This is a genomic window from Pseudoalteromonas luteoviolacea NCIMB 1944 (genome assembly GCF_001625565.1).
In the GTDB taxonomy this organism is placed as follows: Bacteria; Pseudomonadota; Gammaproteobacteria; order Enterobacterales; family Alteromonadaceae; genus Pseudoalteromonas; species Pseudoalteromonas luteoviolacea_F.
Genome location: NZ_AUXS01000075.1, coordinates 34,131 through 56,602, shown reverse-complemented (window position 1 = coordinate 56,602; position 22,472 = coordinate 34,131). Strand labels below are relative to the sequence as shown.

The window sequence follows — 22,472 nt, the reverse complement described above, 5'->3', positions numbered from 1 at the left end:
CAAAGTTTTATATCGCTCAATATGTCTAAATTAAGCTTACGCGATAGCGTTTTATTGCTTACCCTGATCCCGACGGTGTTAATCGGTTTAATACTTGGCGGATATTTTACTATAAATCGCTACGTAGAGCTTGAACAAATCTTGAAACAGCAAGGCACCAGCATCGCGAACTCGCTGGCAATGACAGTAGAGCACCCGCTCAACACCAAAGATAAAGCCAAATTGCACAGCATCATTACTAAAGCGCATAATCAACATGCGTCTTTAGTCAACAGTATTGCGGTATTTGATTTACACAACCAGCTCATTATGACCAGCAATTACCATAGTGAATTTAACGATTTGCACTATCGCGGTAATGTCGCTGCCCTGCACGCAACTGAAGCACAAAAGCTACGCAATAATTTTGTTATCTTTTCGCCTGTAAAGGATTATGGCACTGGTGCTACATGGCAAGATGCCCATGCCCAAACTATCGCCGTTTTAATGGTTGAAATAAGCCAAGACCAAGCCATTATTGGCCAGCAAAAAGCATTGCTTTTAAGCGGCACCATTATTCTTGCCGCACTTTTATTGAGTGTCTTTTTATCCACTCGCTTAAGTCGCATGTTCTCTACTCCACTTTCCCAGCTGCAGTTAGCAACAGACAAACTAATTGAAGGAAAAACGGATATTGGCGTCAATCAGCAAATGCAAGGGGAATTTGACATGATGCGTCAAGGTCTTATCACCATCAGTGAAAAGATGGTCGGCCAAAGAGATGAAATGCAAAAACACATAGATCAGGCCACCAGTGACTACAGAGAAACCCTTGAGCAATATGAAACACAAAATATCCAATTAAATATTGCGAAAAAAGAAGCGCAGGTCGCGAACCGCGTAAAGTCAGACTTCTTAGCCAAAATGAGTCACGAGTTGCGAACCCCGCTAAACGGTGTAATTGGCTTTACTCGCCAATTGTATAAAACACCACTAAATAAACACCAAAAAGATTATTTAGACACCATTGAGCTATCCGCAAACAGCCTGCTTACCATCATTAGCGACATATTAGACTTCTCAAAACTCGAAGCGGGCGCTATGGAGCTTGAAAATATCCAGTTCCAACTTAGAGATGCGGTCAACGAAGTGATGACACTACTTGCGCCCAGTGCTTATGAAAAGCAATTAGAGCTGTCAATTGCCATTAATCGACAAGTACCTGACAACTTGGTTGGCGATCCGACACGCTTTAAACAAGTGCTTATAAATTTGATCAGCAATGCGATTAAATTCACAGAGAAGGGGTCGGTCAAAGTAGACATTAGCCATCGTCTAAAAGGTGACTCACAGACATCTCTATTGGTTTCCGTCAGCGATACCGGCCTCGGCATTGCACAAGAAAAACAAGACACGCTATTTACGCCATTTGCTCAAGCTGACACAAGCATTACTCGAAAATTTGGTGGTACCGGACTTGGCTTAATTATCACCAAACATATCGTGGAGGTCATGCAAGGTAGGATCACATTAAACTCAGCACTTGGTAGCGGTTCCTGCTTTACTTTTAATGCCATATTTAACTTACCGAGCCGCTTATTCAATGACGATCTCCCCTGCAAGCCGCTTGAGAATAAACGCGTCTTATACTTTGAACCACAAGAACACACGCGCAATGCTGTGATCGCCCAAATTGAAAGTTGGCATATGCAAGTCACCGTGTGTGACAGTGACGAAGCCTTTTTCAATGCACTGTCACAAGAGTTCAGTTACGACATTTGTCTGGTTGGCAATATGGCAACCGTCGACGATATGCAGACGGTAAAAAGCTACATAAATCACGCTAGAGAAAAAGCCGACTATTTATACCTCATGGTCAATACCATCTCTCATAATATGCGAGAGTCGCTTATTGGTAGCGGTGCTGATGCGTGTATCAGTAAGCCACTTCACCATCGAAAACTCTGCGAAATGTTGGCCGCGCCTTACCGCTTAGATCATCCAGATTTATCGATTGAAACCAACAACGCGACACACTTACCACTCAAAGTGCTTATTGCGGATGACAACGACGCCAACTTAAAACTGCTCTATACGCTGCTAGAAGAGCAAGTTGAAACCATTGAAACTGCTCATAATGGTGCGCAAGCAGTCGGGCTGTGTAAAACCCATAAATACGATTTAATATTTATGGATATTCAAATGCCAATCATGGATGGGATCACTGCGTGTATAAGCATTAAAGAGTCTTCCATGAATGATGACACCCCCATCATCGCCGTCACTGCGCATGCCCTTGCAGGCGAAAAAGAGCAGTTGGTAAAAGATGGATTTAGTGGCTACATGACTAAACCCATTGATGAAGACATGCTGAAGCAGATCATATGTGACCACAGTGCCGCTTCTCCTGTCGAACGTGAACAAAAAGAGGAGCAACTGGTAAGTAGCGTTGCACCTTTTGAAAGCCACTTGCTGGATTGGAACCTTGCATTGCAACGCTCAGGTAACAAGCCACATCTCGCACTGGAAATGTTAAATATGCTACTGCAAAGCGTTCCTGAGACCATTGAACACCTCAACGAAGCCAGTGAACAAGCGGATCCAGAATTGCTCTTAAAGGTCATCCACAAGTTCCACGGTGCATGCTGCTATACCGGAGTACCCAAACTAAAAGCATTGGCTGAAACCATCGAAACGGCACTTAAACAAGATAAAGGCTTTGACTATGTCGAGCCCGAGGTGTTGGATCTGATCGATGAACTGACCAATTTGAATGATGATGCAGAAATCACAGCATCTTCCAGTTTGTAAAATGAGATACATTTTTACCGAGACGGGACTCTGGTCCCACTCAAAAAAGGCAATAAAAAAGGCGCCCTAGGCGCCCTTAACATTCCGAAATAAAACAATTACAGTGCAGCAAATACTTCGTCGGTTTTTGCAGCACAGATAAAGTCATTTTTGTGAAGGCCTTTAATAGAATGGCTCCACCAAGTCACTGTAACTTTACCCCACTCAGTTAACAAACCAGGGTGGTGACCTTCTTCTTCAGCCATATCACCCACTTTATTTGTAAACTCAAGTGCTAGTTTAAAGTTTTTAAACTTATACACTCTTTCTAACTGCATGATCCCGTCACGTACTTCAGGTACCCAATCAGGGATCTGCTTGATCAATACTGCTAACTCTTCATCTGACACTTTAGGCGCATCCGCACGACACGCTTCACATTTTTGTGCACTTAAATCAGACATGGGTGGTTCCTTAACTTGCTAATTTATTTTTAGGTGGAAATTTTGGCTCAAACAGTCCGAGCTCTTTTGCTCTTTGTACTAAAGACATAATGTCCATTTGAGAAATATCAAATAGATCATCTATCGAACTAATTGTGTAGTACAAGGGCTGCATGATATCAATACGATATGGCGTTCGAAGTACATCTAGCACTTCAAGTTTGTTAATTTCAGGCTTATCTGAATACACGTACTGGGTTTCACCAGGACTAGATAGGATCCCGCCGCCGTAGATACGCAAACCATTGTCAGTTTGCATTAGACCAAACTCAACGGTAAACCAGTATAAACGAGCTAGGTAAACGCGATCTTTCTTCTCTGCAGCATAACCTAACTGACCGTATTTGTGCGTAAACTCTGCAAACGCAGGGTTCGTTAACATCGCGCAGTGGCCGAATATTTCGTGGAAAATATCAGGCTCTTGAAGGTAGTCAAACTCCTCACGTGAACGAATAAACGTGGCTACAGGAAATTGTTTGTTGGCAAGCAATCTGAAGAACTCATCAAAATCGATCAGCGCAGGAACAGGTGCTACTTGCCAACCTGTCTCCCTTTCGAGCACAGCATTGATTTCGTGTAACTGAGGAATTCGGTCATGGGGTAGATTGATTTTCTTCAATCCTTCCATATATTCATCACACGCTTTGCCTTCAATACACTTTAGCTGTCTTGCAACTAATTCAGACCAGATTTTATTTTCTTCGTCACTCCACTCAATTACGCCTTGCTCATTAGGCTGCTTGGAAGTGTATTTACTAGATTTAGCCATAGTAACCTTCTTTATTTTGATCTCCATTTCTCTTGATGGAGCGTTCAAACCTGTTATTTCGATACTATGTAAAAGTGAGCAAAATATTAATAGGCAGGCCTGAAATGGCCCACCTCAAGAACCTCAATTTCGTAAACTATAAATTACAAAATTGAACACAAAATAATACACCCTTTAGCTACAAGGCATGCAGAGCATAATGCTGTAAATATTTATATACACAAAAATGCACTATCGAGATCCGCGATGATATCATCTGCAGATTCTAGGCCTACCGAAATGCGGATCAGCCCATCAGAAATCCCCGCAGCCAAACGCTCTTCCTGTGTATAAGGTGAGTGTGTCATCGAAGCTGGGTGTTGAATTAACGTCTCAGGATCACCTAGGCTCACAGCTAAAGTGCACAGAGCCGTAGCATTGATAAATGCTTCACCATCAGCAAGCGTGCCTTTTATCTCAAATGCAATCACGCCGCCCGCACCTTGCATTTGTTCACCAAGATAGTGATGGCCAGGGTGCGATGCCAACCCTGGGTAATAAACCTTTTCAACTTTAGGGTGGCGCTCTAAAAATTCGGCGACTTTTTGCGCACTCTCACAATGTCGCGCCATGCGAATATGTAGCGTTTTTAGGCCACGGTTTATCAACCAAGCATCATGCGGACTGATTGTCGCCCCAATGTCTTTCAAAACCGTTAATTTTACAGTCTCAATATGCTCTTTGCTGCCACACACAATGCCAGCGACAACATCGCCATGACCATTGAGATACTTGGTCGCGCTGTGAATAACAATATCAATACCAAAGCGCTTGGGTTTTTGTAGCAATGGGGTCATGAAGGTATTGTCAATCACACTCAATAGGTTGTGCTTCTTGGCAAACTCCCCGAGCATTGTCAGATCCAATACCGTCATATTCGGGTTAATAGGTGTTTCCGCAAATAACATTTTACTGTTTGGCTGTATTGCTCGCTCTAGGGCATCTCTATCTGTCATATCAACAAAGCTCACTTCGATGCCAAATTTCGGCAGCATGTGTGCAAATAAAGCGAAGCTACACCCATATAATGCACTTGAAGCAATCAAGTGATCGCCCTGTTGAAGAAAGCTCAATACTGAAGCAGAAACCGCCCCCATGCCTGTTGCTGTTGCTGCCGCGTCCTCCATCTCCTCTAACTGCGCCAGCTTTTCTTCTAATTCTCGGGTCGTCGGATTACCAAGCCGCGTATATATAAAGCCAGCTTCTTCACCTGCGAATCGAGCAGCCCCCTGTGCTGCATTCTCAAATTTAAAAGTGGAACTTTGGTATAACGGTGCCGTTAATGCGCCATGTGGGTCATCAAAGTGGTTTGGACCGTGAATACAATTAGTGTGATCGTGTAACTTCTTCATTGCTTGCCTGTTGTTATTATTCAAACTGTTTATATCTTATGTAATTAGATATTCCATGATGGATAAATGTACAAGCATGCTGGAAGTTCAGAAGGCTATGTGAGAAGAATTAATATAGTGACTCTGTACACATAAGTTGTCACCTAAGAAGTAACAACTTATCTGAAGCCCTGTGATTAGTTTTGCTTAATCAATTGATTGGTGAGCTTTTTTGCAAAGTCAGCAAGAAAGTTGGCTTTATTTTCCATACGTGGAATTGGTCGACACAACGCCATGGCTTTGTAGCCCAGTCTAGCAGTAAATACACCTGCGCTCAGACCTTGAGCGGACCTAGCTGATAGCTTACCCAGTAGTTCCGCACCCAAACTCGTCGCAGCAAGGTCACTCAGTAATTCTGATGCACCCACAAAGACGATTTGTGTCGCCAATAGCTTGTACAACTTTATTCGGCTGCGATAGCCTAAAGTAATACCGTAATGCGCACTAAGCTTTTCTACTAAACTCACACCTCGCCATAACACTGCAAGCATGTCAGTGACCGCCATCGGACTCAACGCCACCATCAATGCAGAAGTCGTCGCATACTCTGCAATAATTTTCTTGGCTTGCATATCTTGATCCCGCAACAAGGTGACTTCATACAACTGCAGAACTTCCTGATCTGTATAGTGGCTTTTTAAGCTTTTTTGAAAACTAGACACGGTATCTGCAGGTAAGTTTGCCAATAGAGGACTGAGCCAATGTTGTGCTTCTCCAATCTGGTTGCTGTTAAGCAAGCGCTCTGCCTGATCTCGGCGCGCTTCTAAATTTTTTAATGTTCGCAGCGCTTTAACTTCACGAAATAAAAATTTAGTGCCCCAGCCTAGCGCAGACACAAAAAGAAGTAAGTACAAACTTGCTAGGATAATACTTTGTTGAAAGGCATTGTAAATCGTAAAAACGAGTTCAACGGGGATCAGTATCACTAAACTCGCCAACAGCCCATGTCGCCACCCCAGTTTTGATTTTTGAGGTTGCAAGCTGCTATCAACAGATCCATCAACTGAGAAAGGCTTAAACTCTTGTTCAGAGTCGATCTGTGATACCTCATCATCGATACGCTCTCCAAATCGAGGAGTAGATCGAGTGGCTTCATGAGCACTATGATTTGGTTCTTCAGTCTCTATGCGCCGACCTGAGTATCTGTGTTTAGAGTTTGTCACGTTAGCTTATCTCCAATCAAAAACTGTAACGTATGATCTAACCGAATATGGTCTAGTTGTCCTTGATAAGCGGGGAATGGGTAAAAAGACAAAAAGTTAAAACCTTCTTGAGGCCACTGAGACGCAGATAAAACATGCTCTGGCGGCTCAGGAGGCAAATACGTAATATACTGTGACTCTGTCAGAGGTCGACCGTATACACAATGCAGTATATCGCCTCCCTCTTTGACTTGTTTGGGTTGACAGCTCTTCACAGAGGATATGGTCATTGTATCTACTTCAACTCCTGAGAATTTTAGTTCATTCTCTTGTTCACATAAAAGCTCATGCAATAAACGGGTGAGGCTATCTTGCTCAGTGATTGCCACCGCGTCACACTTGTTTGCAGCAAACAGCACTTTATCTATTTGAGGCTTAAATAAACGCTGAAAAAGACCACTTTTACCATGTTGAAACATGCTCACAGTGTCTTTCAATGCCTGTTTAGTTTGGGCCAGTGTTGCAGGCCCATCATTCAGCGCACCAAGTACATCCACTAAGACAAGCTGCCTATCAAAAGCGCAAAAATAATCCTTGTAAAACGGAGAAATAACCTGTTTTTTATATGCTTCAAAGCGACTTTCTAATTGCGCATATTGGCTATCTTCACCATGCTCTCCGTGTATGGCAATAGGGAAAAATTGCACAATAGGCGCACCAGCCAAATCTCCGGGGATCAACATTCGCCCTGGCTGCAACTGGGACAGCTTGGTATTTTTTTTCAGTTTAATTAAGGTATCTGAGTAAATATCGGCTAACTCATTGAGCACAGACATATCTACAGGTTGTGCTGCATCAAATGCTTTCAATGCAGCCAAGAAAGATTCGCTAAGCGTACAAAATGCGGGATTTGACAAGACATCGAGCTGTGCCTTGCTCCACTGTTCATAAGTCATGTTTAAGAGTGGCAAATCCATTAGCCATTCACCGGGGTAATCGATTAATTCCAGATACAGCGTATGGTCATTTGCTACATGTTGACGCAGCCCACTGGCGCTGCGAAATTTTAAGGCCAATGTCAGGGTATTGATGCGCTCGGTAGATGGCGGCCAATTAGCTGGTTCGCCCAATAAATGTGATGATGCATGAGTATAATCAAAAGTAGGAATATCGAGTGCTGTTTGCGGTACCTGTTTGCAGGCTATTAAACGCTGTTCCCTTACCACATCAAAAAACGGCAAGTTTTGGCTATTTGCTTGAGTCGTTAAATGCTTAACCAAGGCCGTAATAAACGCTGTTTTTCCACTTCCACTAAACCCAGTAACGGCTAACTTAACATGCTGGTCCAATGAACGTTGCAATGTTTTTTGTGCTTTATTTTGCAGCTTTTCAAGGGCTTTGTGGGTAACACGTTTCACGCTCATTCTTATCGCTAGTCCCTATAAATAAAGAGGCGTGGCGAATAATCGCCACGAGCCATTATAACTTGTTAATTTCCCTTTTCACCGTGAACTCCGGCGATGTCACATGACGCTCCATTGATTGAATGCGATCATCTAATTTGCCCAATCTATCTTTTAAGTCAAACAGCGCCTGGCGCGGTGGCTCGCCTTTTTGCCATACTTTAAACTTAACAGAAACAGGATCTGTATCTTGGCTATGAGCAGTATGCTCTGGTTCACTGACTTTACGGTCTAAGATAAACCAACAGGCAATATAAATAACTACAAATAATGGTCCTCCAGACAATAATACAGCTGTCACAAATAATATGCGCACAAGCCATAGTTCCATGTTGAAGTAATCACTCAGCCCTGCACAAACCCCAGCTAATTTTCCTCGCTTTGGGTCACGATATAATTCTCTGCGTCGATGACTCATACTTTACGCCTCCAATCTGGTGACTCTTGATCTAACAGTGCCTCCAATGTTTCGACACGCTCGGCCATTTTCTCTGCTTTATTTGCCAACTCAATTAGCTGGCGGTGCTCATGCTCGCTTAAACCCTGACTCACCTGTTTTTTACTCTTGTAATGAAGAATGAGCCACAGCGGGGCTACCACGATCATAAAAATAATAATTGGGGCAACCAGTATCTCTGCGTCAAACATAACCTTCTCCTGTTTATTTGGTCTTGGCAGCGTATTTTTATTTTATTGCACCTACTTTAACAGTAGGTGCGCTTAGGTTCATTTATTTGCGAGCTTTTTCTTTAAAGCTTCAAGTTCATCATCTACTTTTTCATTTTTTTGCAGATCAGCAATCTCGTCAGCCAGTGACTTTTTACCTAAGTCATAAGACTCGACTTGCGCTTCCAAGCCGTCAATTTTATTTTCATAACGTTCAAAGCGATTCAATGCATCTTCAACTTTAGTGCTATCGAGTGCCTTTTTAACATCTAGGCGTGACTCAGCAGAGCGTTGACGCAACACAATAGCCTGTTGACGTGCTTTGGCATCTGCCAGTTTTTCTTGTAATGTTGTCACTTCCTGTTGCAATTTTTCGATGTGCGATTCAACATGGCTAAGTTCTTCGGCAACACTTTGCGCTGCATCAGACGCCTTTTGCTTTTCAAGCAAAGCCGCTCTCGCCAAATCTTCGCGCTCTTTTGTCAGTGCCAACTCAGCTTTTTCTTGCCAATCATTTGCCTGGCCGTTTAGTTGCTCAACACGTCTTTCTAACTCTTTTTTCTCAGCAAGTGTTTTTGCCGAAGTGGAACGTACTTCTACTAATGTGTCTTCCATTTCTTGGATGATCAATTTGACCATTTTTTCAGGATCTTCCGCTTTATCCAATATTGCATTAATATTAGAATTAACGATGTCAGCAAAACGTGAAAAAATTCCCATAATCTTGTACCTCATTGGTTGTGAATTATATTGCTGATAAATATGTATCAATAAGCTTGCCAACTTTAAAAATAAAAATAAACACCATTTTTCAACAAGTTACAATTAAAATAAAAAGCTTTCTATCCATACCTTTTTCAAATAAACTATATATTAGTCAAAAAAACCAAGAGTTAGTCAATTATGAGTCAGTTCCGCCAACAGGATAATTTGCTCGGCCAATCCGACAGTTTCTTAGCTGTTCTCGATCAGGTATCTCAACTTGCTCCGCTAGACAAACCCGTGCTTATTATCGGTGAACGTGGCACAGGTAAAGAACTCATAGCTGCCCGTCTGCACTTCTTATCAGAGCGTTGGGACCAGAATTACGTTAAACTCAATTGCGCCGCGCTTAACGAAAATCTACTGGAAAGTGAATTGTTTGGTCATGAATCGGGCGCTTTTACTGGAGCCAGTAAGCGTCATGAGGGCCGCTTCGAACGAGCGAATAGCGGTACTTTATTTTTAGATGAATTGGCGAATACGTCTGCCATGGTGCAAGAAAAACTGCTGCGTGTTATCGAATACGGTGAATTCGAGCGTGTAGGTGGTAAGCAAACAGTTAAAGTGGACACCCGACTAGTCTGTGCGACCAATGAAGATTTACCCAGCCTAGCCGATCAAGGAGAATTTCGGCATGACTTGCTCGATAGGCTCGCTTTTGACGTTATTACACTGCCGCCACTGAGAGCGCGTCAAGAAGATATTTTATTGCTAGCAGAGCAGTTTGCCATCAATATGGCTCGAGATCTGGGCTGGTCTCTGTTTAGCGGTTTTACTCGTAAAGCAACAGAGACCTTACTCGACTATGATTGGCCAGGGAATATTCGAGAACTGAAAAATGTAATAGAACGTAGTCTATACCGCCATGGCAATGAACACCTTGCAGTTCACCAAATTACGTTTGACCCATTTGAAAGCCCATTTCGACCAAAACAACGAATAAAAGCGCCGGTTACCGACCTAGCGATTCATGCCTCTCCAGTACAGGACGCTGTAAAAGAAACCATGGAGACTCCCATCGTGAGCTCGGTTGTAACTGCACAACAATCTTTTCCTTGTGATTTAAAAACACTCTCCAGTGACTACGAAATAGAATTGCTGAAAAAAGCACTTGAATTTAGCCAATTTAATCAAAAGAAAACTGCACAAAACCTCGGATTGACGTATCATCAGCTAAGGGGATATTTGAAAAAATACAATTTGTTAGACTCACAACAAGAGGCTTAGCTGTGGTCACCAGAATGACTCGCCGGTTAAACATCAGCCAAAGATACAAAGCAATCACAATAGGCGCTGTTGCGACCTTGATTCTATCTGCATGTGGGGAAGTGCCACAAACAAAACCCACCAGTAAAACACAAGGTATCGTTTACTGTGCTGAGGCGAACCCTGTATCTTTTAACCCTCAGGTCACAACCACAGGTTCCACCATAGATATAATTGCGAACCAGTTATATAACTCTTTGATAAGTATTGACCCAGTTACGGCTGAATTTAAACCTGAGCTGGCAACAAGCTGGCAGATCAGTGACGACGGTAAAAAAATTACGTTTAAGCTGAGAAAAGACGTCGCTTTTCATACAACCGATTACTTTACCCCTAGTCGTACAATGAATGCGGACGATGTCATCTTCTCTTTTAGTCGCTTATTTGATGTCTACAACCCCTATCATTTTGTACACGACGCCAACTATCCGTACTTTCAAAGTGTCGGTATGGACCAGCTGATCCGTAAAATAATCAAAGTCGATGAATATACAGTTCGCTTTGAGCTGTTTAGCGCCGAAAGTAGCCTGTTGTCTAATATCGCCACAGACTTTGCAGTCATACTCTCTGAAGAATATGCCATGTTCAGAGCAAGCCAAGACAAAAAGCATCTCTTCGATACTTTGCCCATTGGCACAGGTCCATATAAATACAAACACTTTTTAAGAGACAACTTAGTTCGCTTTCACAAACATCACGCATACTGGAAACACAACCACGCTGTTGACCAATTGGTTTATGACATTACCACCAACAATACAACGCGCATTGCTAAAATGCTGACAAAAGAATGCGATATTACCTCTCACCCAAGTGCAACGCAGTTAGAGGCACTGTCACAGCGCAAAGATATTGTGGTCGACAAAGCTGTAAACTTAAATGTCGGATATTGGGCATTTAATACTGAAAAGCCCCCTTTTGATAATGCGTTAGTAAGAAAGGCCCTCGCTCATAGTATCGATTTTGATAAAATTATGCAGGCTGTATTTTATGGCAATGGCATCGCTGCACAATCTATTCTTCCTCCATCTTCTTGGGCATATACGCCACAGGCCATGCCTTATTATGACCCAGTCAAAGCAAAACAATATCTAACGGAAGCTGGATTTCCTAATGGTTTTGAAATGACTTTATGGGCCATGCCTGTTTCTCGGATCTACAACCCTAACGCGCGAAAAATGGCCGAGCTTATCCAAAGTGATTTACGTCAGATTGGGATCCGTACCAGAATAGTTGAGTATGAATGGAATACTTTTATCGAGCGAATTGGCCGCCATGAACACGATAGCGTTCTGTTGGGGTGGGCTGCTGATACTCCGGACCCAGACAACTTTTTTAGTCCTCTTTTGAGTTGCACGGCGACATTTACAGGTAAAAACCCCGCCAATTGGTGTAATCCCGAATTTGACCTTCTGTTGACTCAAGCTCTCGACACAAATGACCTGAAAATGCGCAAATTTTACTATCAACAAGCGCAAGAGATGCTGATCCGCGAATTGCCACTCGTGCCTATTGCCCACGGTGTTCGATTTCAAGCTCGCAGCGCAGAAATTTCTGGCGCAGAGCTTAGACCATTTGGTGGTGTATCACTGGCAAATGTAAGGAAGGGAACGCAATAATGCTGGACTATCTTTTGCGACGTCTAAGCTTGCTGCTGTTCATGCTATTTGCACTAACAGCGTTCACTTTTAGCTTAAATTACCTGTTCCCAGGAGATTTGCTGACTAACTTTAGCGGGCAGGTCAATACCAGCTTTAGTCAGTCTCAATTACTCGAAGAAAAGTATCGCATCGAAGATAATATCCTAGTGCAATACAGCGCCTTTATCGGTCGATTAATTGAGGGTGACTGGGGCGTATCTTTGTCGTCAGGTCAAACCGTATCTTCACATGTCGCTCTGTTGCTCCCTGCAACACTTGAGCTTTGTTTTTACGCTTTGGTCGTAGCGATTCTATTAGGGATCCCTGCTGGGATCATTACCAGCGCCTACCATAAAAAGTGGCCTGATAAAGTCATCAGTACGCTAACCTTACTTGGCTTTTCCATTCCGGTCTTTTGGCTCGCCTTGTTGCTTATCATGGTTTTTTGTCTCGGCTTTGGTTGGTTCCCCATGTCAGGTCGAATTGGCCTGTTATACGAAATTCCCGCCGTGACTAATTTTATTCTGCTAGACATTTGGCTACTTGATTTCCCTTATGGTGGACAGGCATTTCTTGACGCACTGCATCATTTAGCACTGCCGACAATTGTACTGGCAATGTATCCAACAACCGTACTTACCAGGTTTACTAGAGACTCTATGCTCAATGTGCTGGAGCAAAATTACATTAAGACGGCAAGAGCAAAAGGTCTAAACCGCAGACAAATTATTTTGGACCACGCTCTGCGCAATGCGCTTTTACCTGTCATAAAACAAATCGGCCTACAATTTAGCACACTGATCACACTTGCTATGGTCACCGAAGTCATTTTCTCTTGGCCAGGCATAGGTCGATGGTTGATAGATAGTATTTATCAACGGGACTACCCAGCCATTCAGGGCGGGCTGCTCGCTGTGTCAATGTTCGTCATCTTTGCAAATATGCTGGCGGATTTGACTCACTCTTTACTTGATCCCGTGTCTAGGAACCAGTCTCATGGCAAAGTTTAGTTTATATAGCGAAGAGTCGAACCGCTCACCACTATCTCGCCTGTGGCGTAACTTCAAAGCGAATCACCTCGCTCTTGTTGGACTGTGGATGTTCATCGGGCTAACCCTGTTGGCAATGACTGCACCACTATTGGCCCCGTATGGCATTGACCAACAGCACAGTGACGCACTGCTAATCCCCCCCTCTTGGCATGATGATGGTGATGTACACTTTATTCTCGGCACGGATGATCTTGGCAGGGATGTGCTTTCTCGCTTGATGAATGGTGCAACCTATACCTTTGGTTTGTCTATCGTTGCAGCCCTTGTAACAACTGTTCTAGGGGTCGTTCTTGGCACTCTTGCAGGGATCAACCGAGGGTTTAAATCTAGCATTCTAAACCACTTACTTGATATTACGCTGGCAATACCATCGCTGCTTTTGGCAATCATCATTATCGCTATATTAGGCCCCGGATTACTGAACACAGTATGGGCAATTATTCTAGCTTTGTTACCGCAGCATATTCACTCAATTCGCAACCTAGTCGTCGACGAGCTAAATAAAGATTATATTGGCGCCTATAGATTGGACGGCGCAAGTCGAACTCACATCTTATTTCGTGGCGTATTTCCAAATATTTATGAACACGTTGTGGTCATATTTACCCTCGCGCTTTCTACGGCTATTCTTGATATCGCAGCACTTGGCTTCCTAAAATTGGGTGCTCAGCCTCCTACTACAGAATGGGGGGCCATGCTGGCTGAGAACTTGGGGCTTATATACCTTGCACCTTGGACTGTCGGCCTACCCGGTGCCCTATTGTTTTTGTCTGTGTTAGCCACTAACCTTGTTGGAGATGGGCTGAGAAAAGCACTCCAAGCTAGAAAGGCAACCTAATGCAACTACTAGACATTAAAAACCTCACCATTGAACTGCCGACCGAAGATGGCGTGATCCGCGCAGTTGATAAAGTAAACTTAAGCCTTAAGGAAGGCGAAGTACATGCACTTGTAGGTGAGTCAGGTTCAGGGAAAAGTTTAATTGCAAAAGCCATTGTTGGTGTACTCAATGCCCGCTGGCGAATTACAGCTGACCGCATGCATTGGCGTGGTGTCGACTTAATGCGCCTAAGCCCGGAAAAACGGCGAAAAGTGGTAGGGCGGGATATGGCGATGATATATCAAGAACCCCGTAGGAGCTTGGATCCAACAGCCAAGATATTCGAGCAAGTAGCTGAGTCGCTGCCTGATGATTGCTTTAAAGCAGGCTTCTTTGGCCGAAAAAAAGAGCGGAAAACAAAAGTAAAAGCACTTCTTCACAAAGTGGGAATACGTGAGGATGAAAAAGTGTCGAGCAGTTATCCACATGAACTGTCCGAAGGTGTATGCCAAAAAGTAATGATTGCTATGGCAATTGCGAGAAACCCGCAATTGCTGATTGCAGATGAGCCAACTACCGCGTTAGAGAGTACAACACGTGCTCAAGTTTTTAGGCTGCTCAAGAGTTTAAACCAGTTAAAAAACATGTCGATATTAATGATTTCCCACGAGTTAGAAGAAATAACTCAATGGTCTCATGCAATCCATGTTTTATATTGCGGACAGATGGTTGAAGCCGGCCCGACCAAAAAGGTATTCACCGATCCATATCATCCCTACACGCAAGCATTGGTCAAGTCATTACCAGACTATGCCCACGGCCTAGGTCACAAAGCGCCATTCTACGCGCTTAAAGGCACAATACCGCCTTTGCAGCACTTGCCCATTGGCTGCCGTTTAGGGCCTCGCTGCCCACAAGCGCAAAAAGAATGTGTTGCAACCCCTATGTTGGTCAAGTCACATGGTCATTCTTATGCATGTCATTTTCCACTCAATAGAGAGAAGAAAAAATGCAACCCGTGCTAAAAGTTCAGGCTTTAAGTAAAACGTTTAAAACACGCTCTGGGCTATTTAGGCGCAATAAAGTCAAAGTATTGAATGATATTTCCTTTGCGGTAGCGCCCGGGCAAACACTGGCCGTGATCGGTGAAACAGGCTCAGGAAAAAGTACACTCGCTAAAGTACTTGCCGGTGCCGAAGATGCCGATTCAGGGCAGATATTGTTAAATGGTGACATGATTGTCGACGATGGTACAACTAGACGAGAGTGCCATCATATTCGCCTTATATTCCAAGATCCGACACGATCTCTCAATCCAGGTCTTACTATAGGTGAGATGCTAGATGATTGTCTGCGCTTCAATACTAAGTTAACGGAAGTACAACGTAATAAAAAGATTGAACTGACTCTATCTCGCGTTGGCTTATTGTATGAACACTATGAATATTACCCTCATATGTTTAGTGGCGGACAATTGCAACGTGTAGCACTTGCCAGAGCGCTGATTTTAGATCCCAAAGTGGTGGTTTTGGATGAAGCGCTATCTTCACTAGATCCATCAGTGCGGGCGCAAATAGTCAACCTATTACTTAAGCTGCAGCAAGAGACTGATTTAACTTATGTGCTTATCACTCACCACCTCAGCCTAGTAAAACATATGAGTGATAAACTGTTGGTATTGAACAATGGTGAAGCTGTCGAATATGGCTGTTGTGACACTATATTCAATCACCCTCAATCCAAAGTGATGAAAAAGCTATTGGCAGTGTAAGTCTCACAATAAAGAACATCTGTTAAAATAAAAAAACCACCTTACGGTGGTTTTTTTATTCATCATTAGAAGTGTCTTAGTTTTCTTCTGCTACTTCAAACGTGCTCGGCTTCACGATATCCGCCGTGCCTTCTAATGCGCTTAAAAGTGCAAGGTAGTTCTTGTTCACTTGAGTTCTTGTAATGCTCTGTTTCTGTTGAGGCTCGATCTCACCATCAACATCAGCAAGTTTCACGGCTTTAACAACTAGTAATGCTGAATCGCCGTTATTTAATTCAACCATTGCTTTAGATGTGTTTCCTTCAGCAGGGTGAGGCAATTTGAACGCTTTGGTCACCAAAGCAGGTGAAACTGCAAAGCTCTGACGCGCTAACGAAGCTTCAGTCTTCATTTCAAGAGATTCAGCAGTAGCGATATCTGCAAGTGCTTTACCTTCTTCAAGTTGTGCAAATAACGTCTCTGCTTTTTCTTTTGCCAGCTCAGATGCTTTATCATTTACTAAGCGTGACTTAATTTGCGCAGACACCTCTTCAAGTGGTTTAACCGCAGCTGGTTTATGCTCAACGACTCTCACTACAACTACATGCTCAGGTGCAACTTCAATTACTTCAGAGTTTACGCCGTCTTCCAGTAATTCTGGTGTGAAAATAGCGCGAGTTACCGTAGGCTGATTTAGCGGTGCAGGTAATAAGTTGCGCGCAACAAGTTCAGTGCTTTTCACTTCTACTTCAGCAGCTGCCGCCGCATCTTCTAGTGTATCTGCAACTTCAAACGCTAACTCACGTACTTCTTCTTGCTTGCCATAAAAGGCGTCAATTTTCGCGTTTTGCTCTAACTCAGCACGTAATTCTGCTTCTAGCTCCGCAAACGGTTTAACTTCCTGCGCCTGAAGATCTGTTAATTGGATGATATGAAAACCAAATTCTGATTCCACAACATCTGAAAATTCACCTACATTTGCCAAAGCAAACGCGGCCTCTTCAAATGCAGGATCCATCATTTCACGCTCAATCCAATCAAGGTCACCGCCTAGTTCACCGCTGGCAACGTCGTCAGAGTGCTCTTGAGCAAGCTTCGCAAAATCAGCACCAGCTTGCAACTGAGCATATAAGTCTTGCGCTTTTGTCTTAGCAGCTTCAGCATCTTCCAAGTTTTCAACTAGGATATGTGAAACACGACGTCTTTCGTCTTCAGAGTACTGAGCTTGATTTTCATCGTAATAAGCTCTTACCTGCTCATCGGTGACTGGCTCTAGCAGTTCCATATCAGCAGCTTTTAGTTCAATGTAGTTCAGTGCAACTTGCTCTGACGACATAAACTGGTCTTGATTCAAATCGTAATGATCTTGGATTTCAGAGTCTGTTACAGAAACCTGATCTTTTAAAGTTTCTTTGTCCAGTACTAGATAGTCCACATCACGTGTCTGCTGCTGTAAAACTAGCGTCTGCTTTACTTCACTCTCCAGCGCAAAATCAGAACCTGCAATCGCCGAAACCAATTGGTTACGCGTCATCTCTTCACGTAGATACTCACGGAAGTCATCAGGTTGGAAGTTCATTTGTCTGATCAGCTGTAAATAACGCTCATTGCTGAATTGACCACCAATCTGAAAATACGGCATTTCAAAAATAGCTTGCTTGATCTGCCCATCGCTCACGCGCAGTCCAAGCTCAATAGCAAGCTGGTTTTGTAGCTCTTGTTGTACCAAGCGATCTACAACCCCTTGACGAATTTGTGCCATATAAGCTGGATCAGATGCGATTTGCTCGAAGTACTCGCCAAATTGCTGTTCTAATCTACCACGTTCATTTTCGAACGCCCTTGCAAATTCCAACTGGGTAATTTTAACACCATTGACTTCTGCAACTGGTTGCTCTGTGGTTTGACCTAGGTAACCACCGATCCCTGCCAGCGCAAAAGACAAGATAACTGCACCAAGAACGATCTTGGCAGCAAGGCCCTGAGAGCCCTCTCTAATCTTTTCAAGCATTTGTTCTATCTCTTATCTAAGTCAAAGCACCAAGGTACTTTGCATCAGTTAGCTCATGTAAAAAAAGCGTATCTTACCAGATACGCTTTTTATCTTGAAGCTTATGCGTCCAATTACATCTATTTAACAATAGTGTGATTGTAAAAATATAAGCTTTTCTTAGTTAACCGCGTCTTTTAGAGCTTTACCAGCTTTAAAAGCAGGGATGTTAGCAGCAGCAATATCAATTGCAGCACCCGTTTGAGGGTTACGACCTGTGCGTGCAGCGCGCTCACGAACAGAAAAAGTACCAAAGCCTACAAGGGCAACTGAGTCGCCATCTTTTAGCGCAGCGGTTACTGACTCAATGAATGAATCCAGTGCACGACCAGCAGCGGCCTTAGAAATATCAGCATCAGCTGCGATTTGATCGATTAATTGAGATTTATTCACAATATCATCCTCTTACATTGTTATTATCAAGAGCGATGGTGGTTTAAAACTAACATCACTTTTGTTGTTAACTACGAGAAATCTTTCGATTCTCTATTGCTTAAATGTATTACAGCCTAGAAACTACGGGGCTTCCCGTGCCCTAGGCCTAAATCCAGTGCTTAACTTAGCACACCATTAGGATTTGAAAACCCTTTTTATCGACTTTTTTAAGCTTTCACAGCAGTTTTTTGCGTTTCAACAGTAAAACTGTCCACAGGTTGAGCAAGAGCGATTGATAAAACGTCTTCAATCCAAGTAACTGGGTGGATCTCTAAGCCCTCTAAGACATTTTCAGGGATTTCTTTTAAGTCCCTTTCATTCTTTTTAGGAATGACCACAGTCTTGATCCCGCCTCTGTGTGCAGCCAGCAGCTTTTCTTTTAAGCCGCCAATAGGCAGTACTTCACCTCGAAGAGTGATCTCGCCAGTCATAGCCACATCGCTTTTCACAGGGTTCCCTGTCAAGCTAGATACCAAACCTGTAACCATCGCAATACCTGCACTTGGCCCATCTTTAGGTGTAGCACCCTCTGGCACATGAACATGAATGTCACGCTTTTCGTAAAAATCTGCATTAATTCGTAACTTTTCAGCACGATTTCTGACCACAGTCATTGCAGCCTGAATCGACTCTTGCATAACATCGCCCAACGAACCTGTATAGGAAAGTTTACCCTTACCAGGTACTGCTGCGCTTTCTATCGTTAGTAAATCACCACCAACTTCAGTCCAAGCCAAACCAGTCACTTGACCAACGCGGTCACCGTCTTCTGCTTTGCCATAATCAAAACGCTGCACACCTAAGAAACTCTCTAGGTTATCTGCGTTAATCACGACTTTCTTTTGGTCTTTATCCAATAAAATTGCTTTCACAGCTTTGCGGCACAGCTTGGACATCTCACGCTCAAGATTACGCACACCCGCTTCACGCGTATAGTACCTGATAGTGTTGATAATCGCGCTGTCTTCAATCTCGATTTCTCCAGCCTTTAAACCGTTGCGCTTAATTTGCTTAGGGATCAAATGCTGCTTTGAAATATTTAACTTTTCGTCTTCTGTATATCCTGAAAGACGAATAACTTCCATACGATCAAGTAGCGGACCTGGGATATTGAAACTATTTGATGTCGCAACAAACATCACATCAGATAGGTCATATTCAACTTCTAAATAATGGTCCGCAAAACTGCTATTTTGCTCAGGATCTAATACCTCAAGCAACGCAGATGCAGGATCGCCGCGCATGTCTGATGACATTTTGTCGATTTCATCGAGTAAGAACAGCGGGTTTTTAACCCCAACCTTACTCATACTTTGGATCAGCTTACCAGGCATTGAGCCAATATACGTACGGCGGTGTCCACGGATCTCTGCTTCATCACGTACTCCACCCAGCGCCATGCGAACATATTTACGGCCAGTAGACCGCGCAATGGATTGACCCAAACTCGTTTTACCTACACCCGGAGGGCCAACAAGACATAAAATGGGACCTTTAAGCTTGTTAATGCGCTGTTGAACCGCTAGATACTCAATAATACGCTCTTTGACTTTATCCAACCCATAATGGTCAGCATCTAAAATCTTTTGCGCATTCGCTAAATCTTTTTTCACCTTAGAGCGCTTTTTCCAAGGTACATTAATCAACGTATCAATATAGGAACGAACAACAGTTGCTTCCGCTGACATCGGCGACATCATTTTCAGCTTATTCAATTCAGACGCTGCTTTTTCTTCAGCCTCTTTTGGCATTTGAGCTTCACTGATGCGCTTTTTCAGGGTTTCAAATTCGTCAGGTACGTCGTCTAACTCACCGAGTTCTTTCTGAATGGCCTTCATTTGCTCATTGAGATAGTACTCTCGCTGTGACTTTTCCATCTGCTTTTTCACGCGAGAACGGATTTTTTTCTCAACTTGAAGTAAGTCTATTTCACCTTCCATCAAAGCCATTAAATACTCAAGGCGCTCCGTCACATTATACAATTCAAGCACTTTTTGCTTTTCAGGTACCTTGATTGGCATGTGCGCTGCCATCGTGTCTGCTAAACGCGCAGTTTCGTCAATGCCAGACACGGAAGTCAGTACTTCAGGTGGGATTTTTTTATTGAGTTTTACATACCCTTCAAACTGACTTACTGCGCTACGGATAAAAATATCTTGCTCTTGCTCGGCAATATTTTCAGAGGCAATAAATTGAGCTTGCGCTAAGAAATACTCATCAGTTACTAAAAACTCATCAATTCTTGCTCTTTGTGTCCCTTCCACCAGTACCTTAACGGTACCATCAGGCAACTTCAATAACTGCAAAACCGTAGCAACTGTACCGACTTCATAGATATCGTCAGTGCTAGGATCATCGATGGAGGCTTCTTTCTGAGCCACTAAAAAAATTTGCTTGTCATTTTCCATTGCAGCTTCGAGACATCTAATAGATTTCTCTCTACCAACGAATAGCGGGATCACCATATGAGGGTAAACCACGACATCGCGCAGTGCTAACACTGGAATTTCAACTCGATCCGTTCTCTCAAGCGTCATTATGTTCTCTTTGCACTTCATTTATTTTTAAGATTACAGAGGTATATGGGGATGACCTCTATAAAGTTCAACTCTTGGACAAAAAAAGGAGCACTAGGCTCCTTTTCTAACTTATCTGATAAATCATTCAGATGCAGCTTTATCTTGACCACTATTTTCGTAAATTAAAATGGGATCTGACTCCCCTTTAATTACAGTCTCATCAATCACTACTTTGCTAACATCTTCAATTGAAGGAAGCTCATACATAGTTTCAAGGAGCACAGCTTCAACGATAGAGCGAAGTCCTCGAGCACCTGTTTTACGTTCCATCGCTTTATGCGCAATTGCTTTTAAAGCATCTTCACGGAATTCAAGCTCAACGCCTTCCATCTTAAATAGCGCGCCATATTGTTTGGTAAGCGCATTTTTTGGCTCGTTCAGAATTTGTATTAGTGCGTCTTCATCTAGCTCGGTTAGCGTAGCAACAACAGGTAGACGACCGATAAACTCGGGAATTAAGCCATATTTTACTAAATCTTCTGGCTCAACGTCTTTAAACGTTTCGCTTAATGAACGTTCGCTGTCCGATGCTTTTACTTCTGCACCGAAACCAATACCGGTATTGGTATGACTGCGCTGTTCAATAACCTTATCAAGACCCGCAAATGCGCCACCACAAATGAACAGAATTTTTGACGTGTCTACTTGTAAAAACTCTTGCTGAGGGTGTTTACGTCCACCTTGCGGAGGAACAGATGCCACTGTACCTTCAATCAATTTCAATAGCGCCTGCTGAACACCTTCACCAGATACATCTCGCGTAATTGATGGATTATCAGACTTGCGTGAAATTTTATCAATTTCATCGATATAAACGATACCACGCTGCGCTTTTTCAACGTCATAATCACACTTTTGTAAAAGCTTTTGAATGATGTTTTCAACGTCTTCGCCAACGTAACCAGCTTCGGTCAAGGTAGTCGCATCAGCCATGGTAAATGGCACGTCCAATAATCTGGCCAATGTTTCTGCCAAGAGTGTTTTACCACTACCTGTTGGGCCAATTAACAGGATGTTACTTTTACCTAGCTCTACGTCTGTTTTGATACCCTGATTCTTGAGTCGCTTGTAATGGTTATAAACCGCTACTGACAACACTTTCTTGGCATGTTCTTGACCGATAACATAGTCATCTAAGTGATTGCGGATCTCTTTAGGCACCGGAAGTTTATCAGACGCATCATGCTGCGGCGCGATATCCTTGATCTCTTCTCTAATGATGTCGTTACACAGTTCGACGCATTCATCACAAATATATACTGATGGACCAGCAATCAATTTGCGTACTTCGTGCTGACTCTTACCACAAAATGAGCAGTACAAGAGCTTGCTATTCTTGTCGCCGTCTGTAGGAGTGTCTGACATTCAACTACCTC

The 22,472-nt window shown here is 43.2% G+C and carries 19 protein-coding genes; 7 read left to right on the top strand and 12 right to left on the bottom strand.

Features of this window, described 5'->3' with window-relative positions; genetic code table 11:
- The first annotated feature begins 21 nt into the window (after positions 1 to 21).
- Positions 22 to 2,790 carry a two-component sensor histidine kinase BarA gene (gene barA, locus N483_RS22825; protein WP_023397145.1) on the top strand — a complete coding sequence of 923 codons (2,769 nt, stop codon included), beginning with the start codon at positions 22 to 24 and terminating at the stop codon, positions 2,788 to 2,790.
- 98 nt (positions 2,791 to 2,888) lie between these two features.
- Here the strand turns inward: barA and N483_RS22820 are convergent, their stop codons facing one another.
- From N483_RS22820 to pspA, 8 genes are all read right to left on the bottom strand, one after another.
- Entirely contained in the window at positions 2,889 to 3,233 is a 345-nt protein-coding gene (locus N483_RS22820; protein ID WP_023397146.1) for a 4a-hydroxytetrahydrobiopterin dehydratase, read from the bottom strand.
- A gap of 10 nt (positions 3,234 to 3,243) precedes the next feature.
- The gene (gene phhA / locus N483_RS22815) at positions 3,244 to 4,041 is read right to left on the bottom strand and encodes a phenylalanine 4-monooxygenase (RefSeq protein WP_023397147.1); all 798 of its coding nucleotides are present in this window, start codon (positions 4,039 to 4,041) and stop codon (positions 3,244 to 3,246) included.
- Between the two features lie 212 nt (positions 4,042 to 4,253).
- Positions 4,254 to 5,432 (bottom strand): trans-sulfuration enzyme family protein, encoded by a 1,179-nt coding sequence (locus N483_RS22810; protein WP_023397148.1) that lies wholly within the window; start codon positions 5,430 to 5,432, stop codon positions 4,254 to 4,256.
- Between the two features lie 176 nt (positions 5,433 to 5,608).
- Positions 5,609 to 6,634 carry a TIGR01620 family protein gene (locus N483_RS22805; RefSeq protein WP_023397149.1) on the bottom strand — a complete coding sequence of 342 codons (1,026 nt, stop codon included), beginning with the start codon at positions 6,632 to 6,634 and terminating at the stop codon, positions 5,609 to 5,611.
- A complete protein-coding gene (locus N483_RS22800) occupies positions 6,631 to 8,037 on the bottom strand; it encodes a YcjX family protein (RefSeq protein ID WP_023397150.1) in 1,407 nt (468 codons plus the stop codon). Before N483_RS22800 ends, N483_RS22805 begins: the two co-directional genes overlap by 4 nt.
- Positions 8,038 to 8,092: 55 nt before the next feature.
- On the bottom strand, positions 8,093 to 8,494 hold the full coding sequence (gene pspC, locus N483_RS22795; protein WP_023397151.1) for an envelope stress response membrane protein PspC: 402 nt from the start codon (positions 8,492 to 8,494) through the stop codon (positions 8,093 to 8,095).
- Positions 8,491 to 8,724: an envelope stress response membrane protein PspB gene (gene pspB / locus N483_RS22790; protein ID WP_023397152.1), complete on the bottom strand. Its 234-nt coding sequence runs from the start codon at positions 8,722 to 8,724 to the stop codon at positions 8,491 to 8,493. The genes pspC and pspB overlap by 4 nt, the downstream gene beginning before the upstream one ends.
- Before the next feature lie 78 nt (positions 8,725 to 8,802).
- Complete coding sequence (pspA, locus tag N483_RS22785) at positions 8,803 to 9,462, bottom strand: phage shock protein PspA (protein WP_023397153.1); 660 nt, start codon at positions 9,460 to 9,462, stop codon at positions 8,803 to 8,805.
- Positions 9,463 to 9,645: 183 nt separating this feature from the next.
- Between pspA and pspF the strand changes: the two genes are divergently transcribed.
- The 6 genes from pspF to N483_RS22755 are packed head-to-tail and all read left to right on the top strand — an operon-like array spanning position 9,646 to position 16,053.
- Complete coding sequence (gene pspF, locus N483_RS22780) at positions 9,646 to 10,731, top strand: phage shock protein operon transcriptional activator (RefSeq protein ID WP_023397154.1); 1,086 nt, start codon at positions 9,646 to 9,648, stop codon at positions 10,729 to 10,731.
- A 14-nt stretch (positions 10,732 to 10,745) separates the two neighbouring features.
- A complete protein-coding gene (locus tag N483_RS22775; RefSeq protein WP_080672529.1) occupies positions 10,746 to 12,389 on the top strand; it encodes an ABC transporter substrate-binding protein in 1,644 nt (547 codons plus the stop codon).
- On the top strand, positions 12,386 to 13,420 hold the full coding sequence (locus tag N483_RS22770) for an ABC transporter permease (RefSeq protein WP_036974792.1): 1,035 nt from the start codon (positions 12,386 to 12,388) through the stop codon (positions 13,418 to 13,420). Before N483_RS22775 ends, N483_RS22770 begins: the two co-directional genes overlap by 4 nt.
- Positions 13,407 to 14,300 carry an ABC transporter permease subunit gene (locus tag N483_RS22765; protein WP_023397157.1) on the top strand — a complete coding sequence of 298 codons (894 nt, stop codon included), beginning with the start codon at positions 13,407 to 13,409 and terminating at the stop codon, positions 14,298 to 14,300. The genes N483_RS22770 and N483_RS22765 overlap by 14 nt, the downstream gene beginning before the upstream one ends.
- The gene (locus N483_RS22760; protein WP_023397158.1) at positions 14,300 to 15,307 is read left to right on the top strand and encodes an oligopeptide/dipeptide ABC transporter ATP-binding protein; all 1,008 of its coding nucleotides are present in this window, start codon (positions 14,300 to 14,302) and stop codon (positions 15,305 to 15,307) included. Before N483_RS22765 ends, N483_RS22760 begins: the two co-directional genes overlap by 1 nt.
- The gene (locus N483_RS22755) at positions 15,292 to 16,053 is read left to right on the top strand and encodes an ATP-binding cassette domain-containing protein (RefSeq protein ID WP_023397159.1); all 762 of its coding nucleotides are present in this window, start codon (positions 15,292 to 15,294) and stop codon (positions 16,051 to 16,053) included. The genes N483_RS22760 and N483_RS22755 overlap by 16 nt, the downstream gene beginning before the upstream one ends.
- 76 nt (positions 16,054 to 16,129) lie before the next feature.
- On the opposite strand, the gene ppiD is transcribed toward N483_RS22755, so the two are convergent.
- The 4 genes from ppiD to clpX all read right to left on the bottom strand — a co-directional run bounded on the left by ppiD (position 16,130) and on the right by clpX (position 22,461).
- Complete coding sequence (gene ppiD, locus N483_RS22750) at positions 16,130 to 18,043, bottom strand: peptidylprolyl isomerase (protein WP_023397160.1); 1,914 nt, start codon at positions 18,041 to 18,043, stop codon at positions 16,130 to 16,132.
- A gap of 159 nt (positions 18,044 to 18,202) precedes the next feature.
- Positions 18,203 to 18,475: a nucleoid-associated protein HU-beta gene (gene hupB / locus N483_RS22745; RefSeq protein ID WP_023397161.1), complete on the bottom strand. Its 273-nt coding sequence runs from the start codon at positions 18,473 to 18,475 to the stop codon at positions 18,203 to 18,205.
- A gap of 209 nt (positions 18,476 to 18,684) precedes the next feature.
- Positions 18,685 to 21,054 carry an endopeptidase La gene (gene lon, locus N483_RS22740; protein WP_023397162.1) on the bottom strand — a complete coding sequence of 790 codons (2,370 nt, stop codon included), beginning with the start codon at positions 21,052 to 21,054 and terminating at the stop codon, positions 18,685 to 18,687.
- A 123-nt stretch (positions 21,055 to 21,177) separates the two neighbouring features.
- The gene (clpX, locus tag N483_RS22735) at positions 21,178 to 22,461 is read right to left on the bottom strand and encodes an ATP-dependent protease ATP-binding subunit ClpX (protein ID WP_023397163.1); all 1,284 of its coding nucleotides are present in this window, start codon (positions 22,459 to 22,461) and stop codon (positions 21,178 to 21,180) included.
- Positions 22,462 to 22,472 lie beyond the last annotated feature (11 nt).

Bases quoted from the DNA above. Each gene is read 5' to 3' on its own strand.
- N483_RS22800 (WP_023397150.1), bottom strand. From the start codon at position 8,037: ATGAGCGTGAAACGTGTTACCCACAAAGCCCTTGAAAAGCTGCAAAAT.
- lon (WP_023397162.1), bottom strand. From the start codon at position 21,054: ATGACGCTTGAGAGAACGGATCGAGTTGAAATTCCAGTGTTAGCACTG.
- N483_RS22760 (WP_023397158.1), top strand. From the start codon at position 14,300: ATGCAACTACTAGACATTAAAAACCTCACCATTGAACTGCCGACCGAA.
- N483_RS22765 (WP_023397157.1), top strand. From the start codon at position 13,407: ATGGCAAAGTTTAGTTTATATAGCGAAGAGTCGAACCGCTCACCACTA.
- pspC (WP_023397151.1), bottom strand. From the start codon at position 8,494: ATGAGTCATCGACGCAGAGAATTATATCGTGACCCAAAGCGAGGAAAA.
- clpX (WP_023397163.1), bottom strand. From the start codon at position 22,461: ATGTCAGACACTCCTACAGACGGCGACAAGAATAGCAAGCTCTTGTAC.
- N483_RS22775 (WP_080672529.1), top strand. From the start codon at position 10,746: ATGACTCGCCGGTTAAACATCAGCCAAAGATACAAAGCAATCACAATA.
- ppiD (WP_023397160.1), bottom strand. From the start codon at position 18,043: ATGCTTGAAAAGATTAGAGAGGGCTCTCAGGGCCTTGCTGCCAAGATC.
- pspA (WP_023397153.1), bottom strand. From the start codon at position 9,462: ATGGGAATTTTTTCACGTTTTGCTGACATCGTTAATTCTAATATTAAT.
- barA (WP_023397145.1), top strand. From the start codon at position 22: ATGTCTAAATTAAGCTTACGCGATAGCGTTTTATTGCTTACCCTGATC.
- N483_RS22755 (WP_023397159.1), top strand. From the start codon at position 15,292: ATGCAACCCGTGCTAAAAGTTCAGGCTTTAAGTAAAACGTTTAAAACA.
- phhA (WP_023397147.1), bottom strand. From the start codon at position 4,041: ATGGCTAAATCTAGTAAATACACTTCCAAGCAGCCTAATGAGCAAGGC.
- pspB (WP_023397152.1), bottom strand. From the start codon at position 8,724: ATGTTTGACGCAGAGATACTGGTTGCCCCAATTATTATTTTTATGATC.
- pspF (WP_023397154.1), top strand. From the start codon at position 9,646: ATGAGTCAGTTCCGCCAACAGGATAATTTGCTCGGCCAATCCGACAGT.
- N483_RS22820 (WP_023397146.1), bottom strand. From the start codon at position 3,233: ATGTCTGATTTAAGTGCACAAAAATGTGAAGCGTGTCGTGCGGATGCG.
- N483_RS22810 (WP_023397148.1), bottom strand. From the start codon at position 5,432: ATGAAGAAGTTACACGATCACACTAATTGTATTCACGGTCCAAACCAC.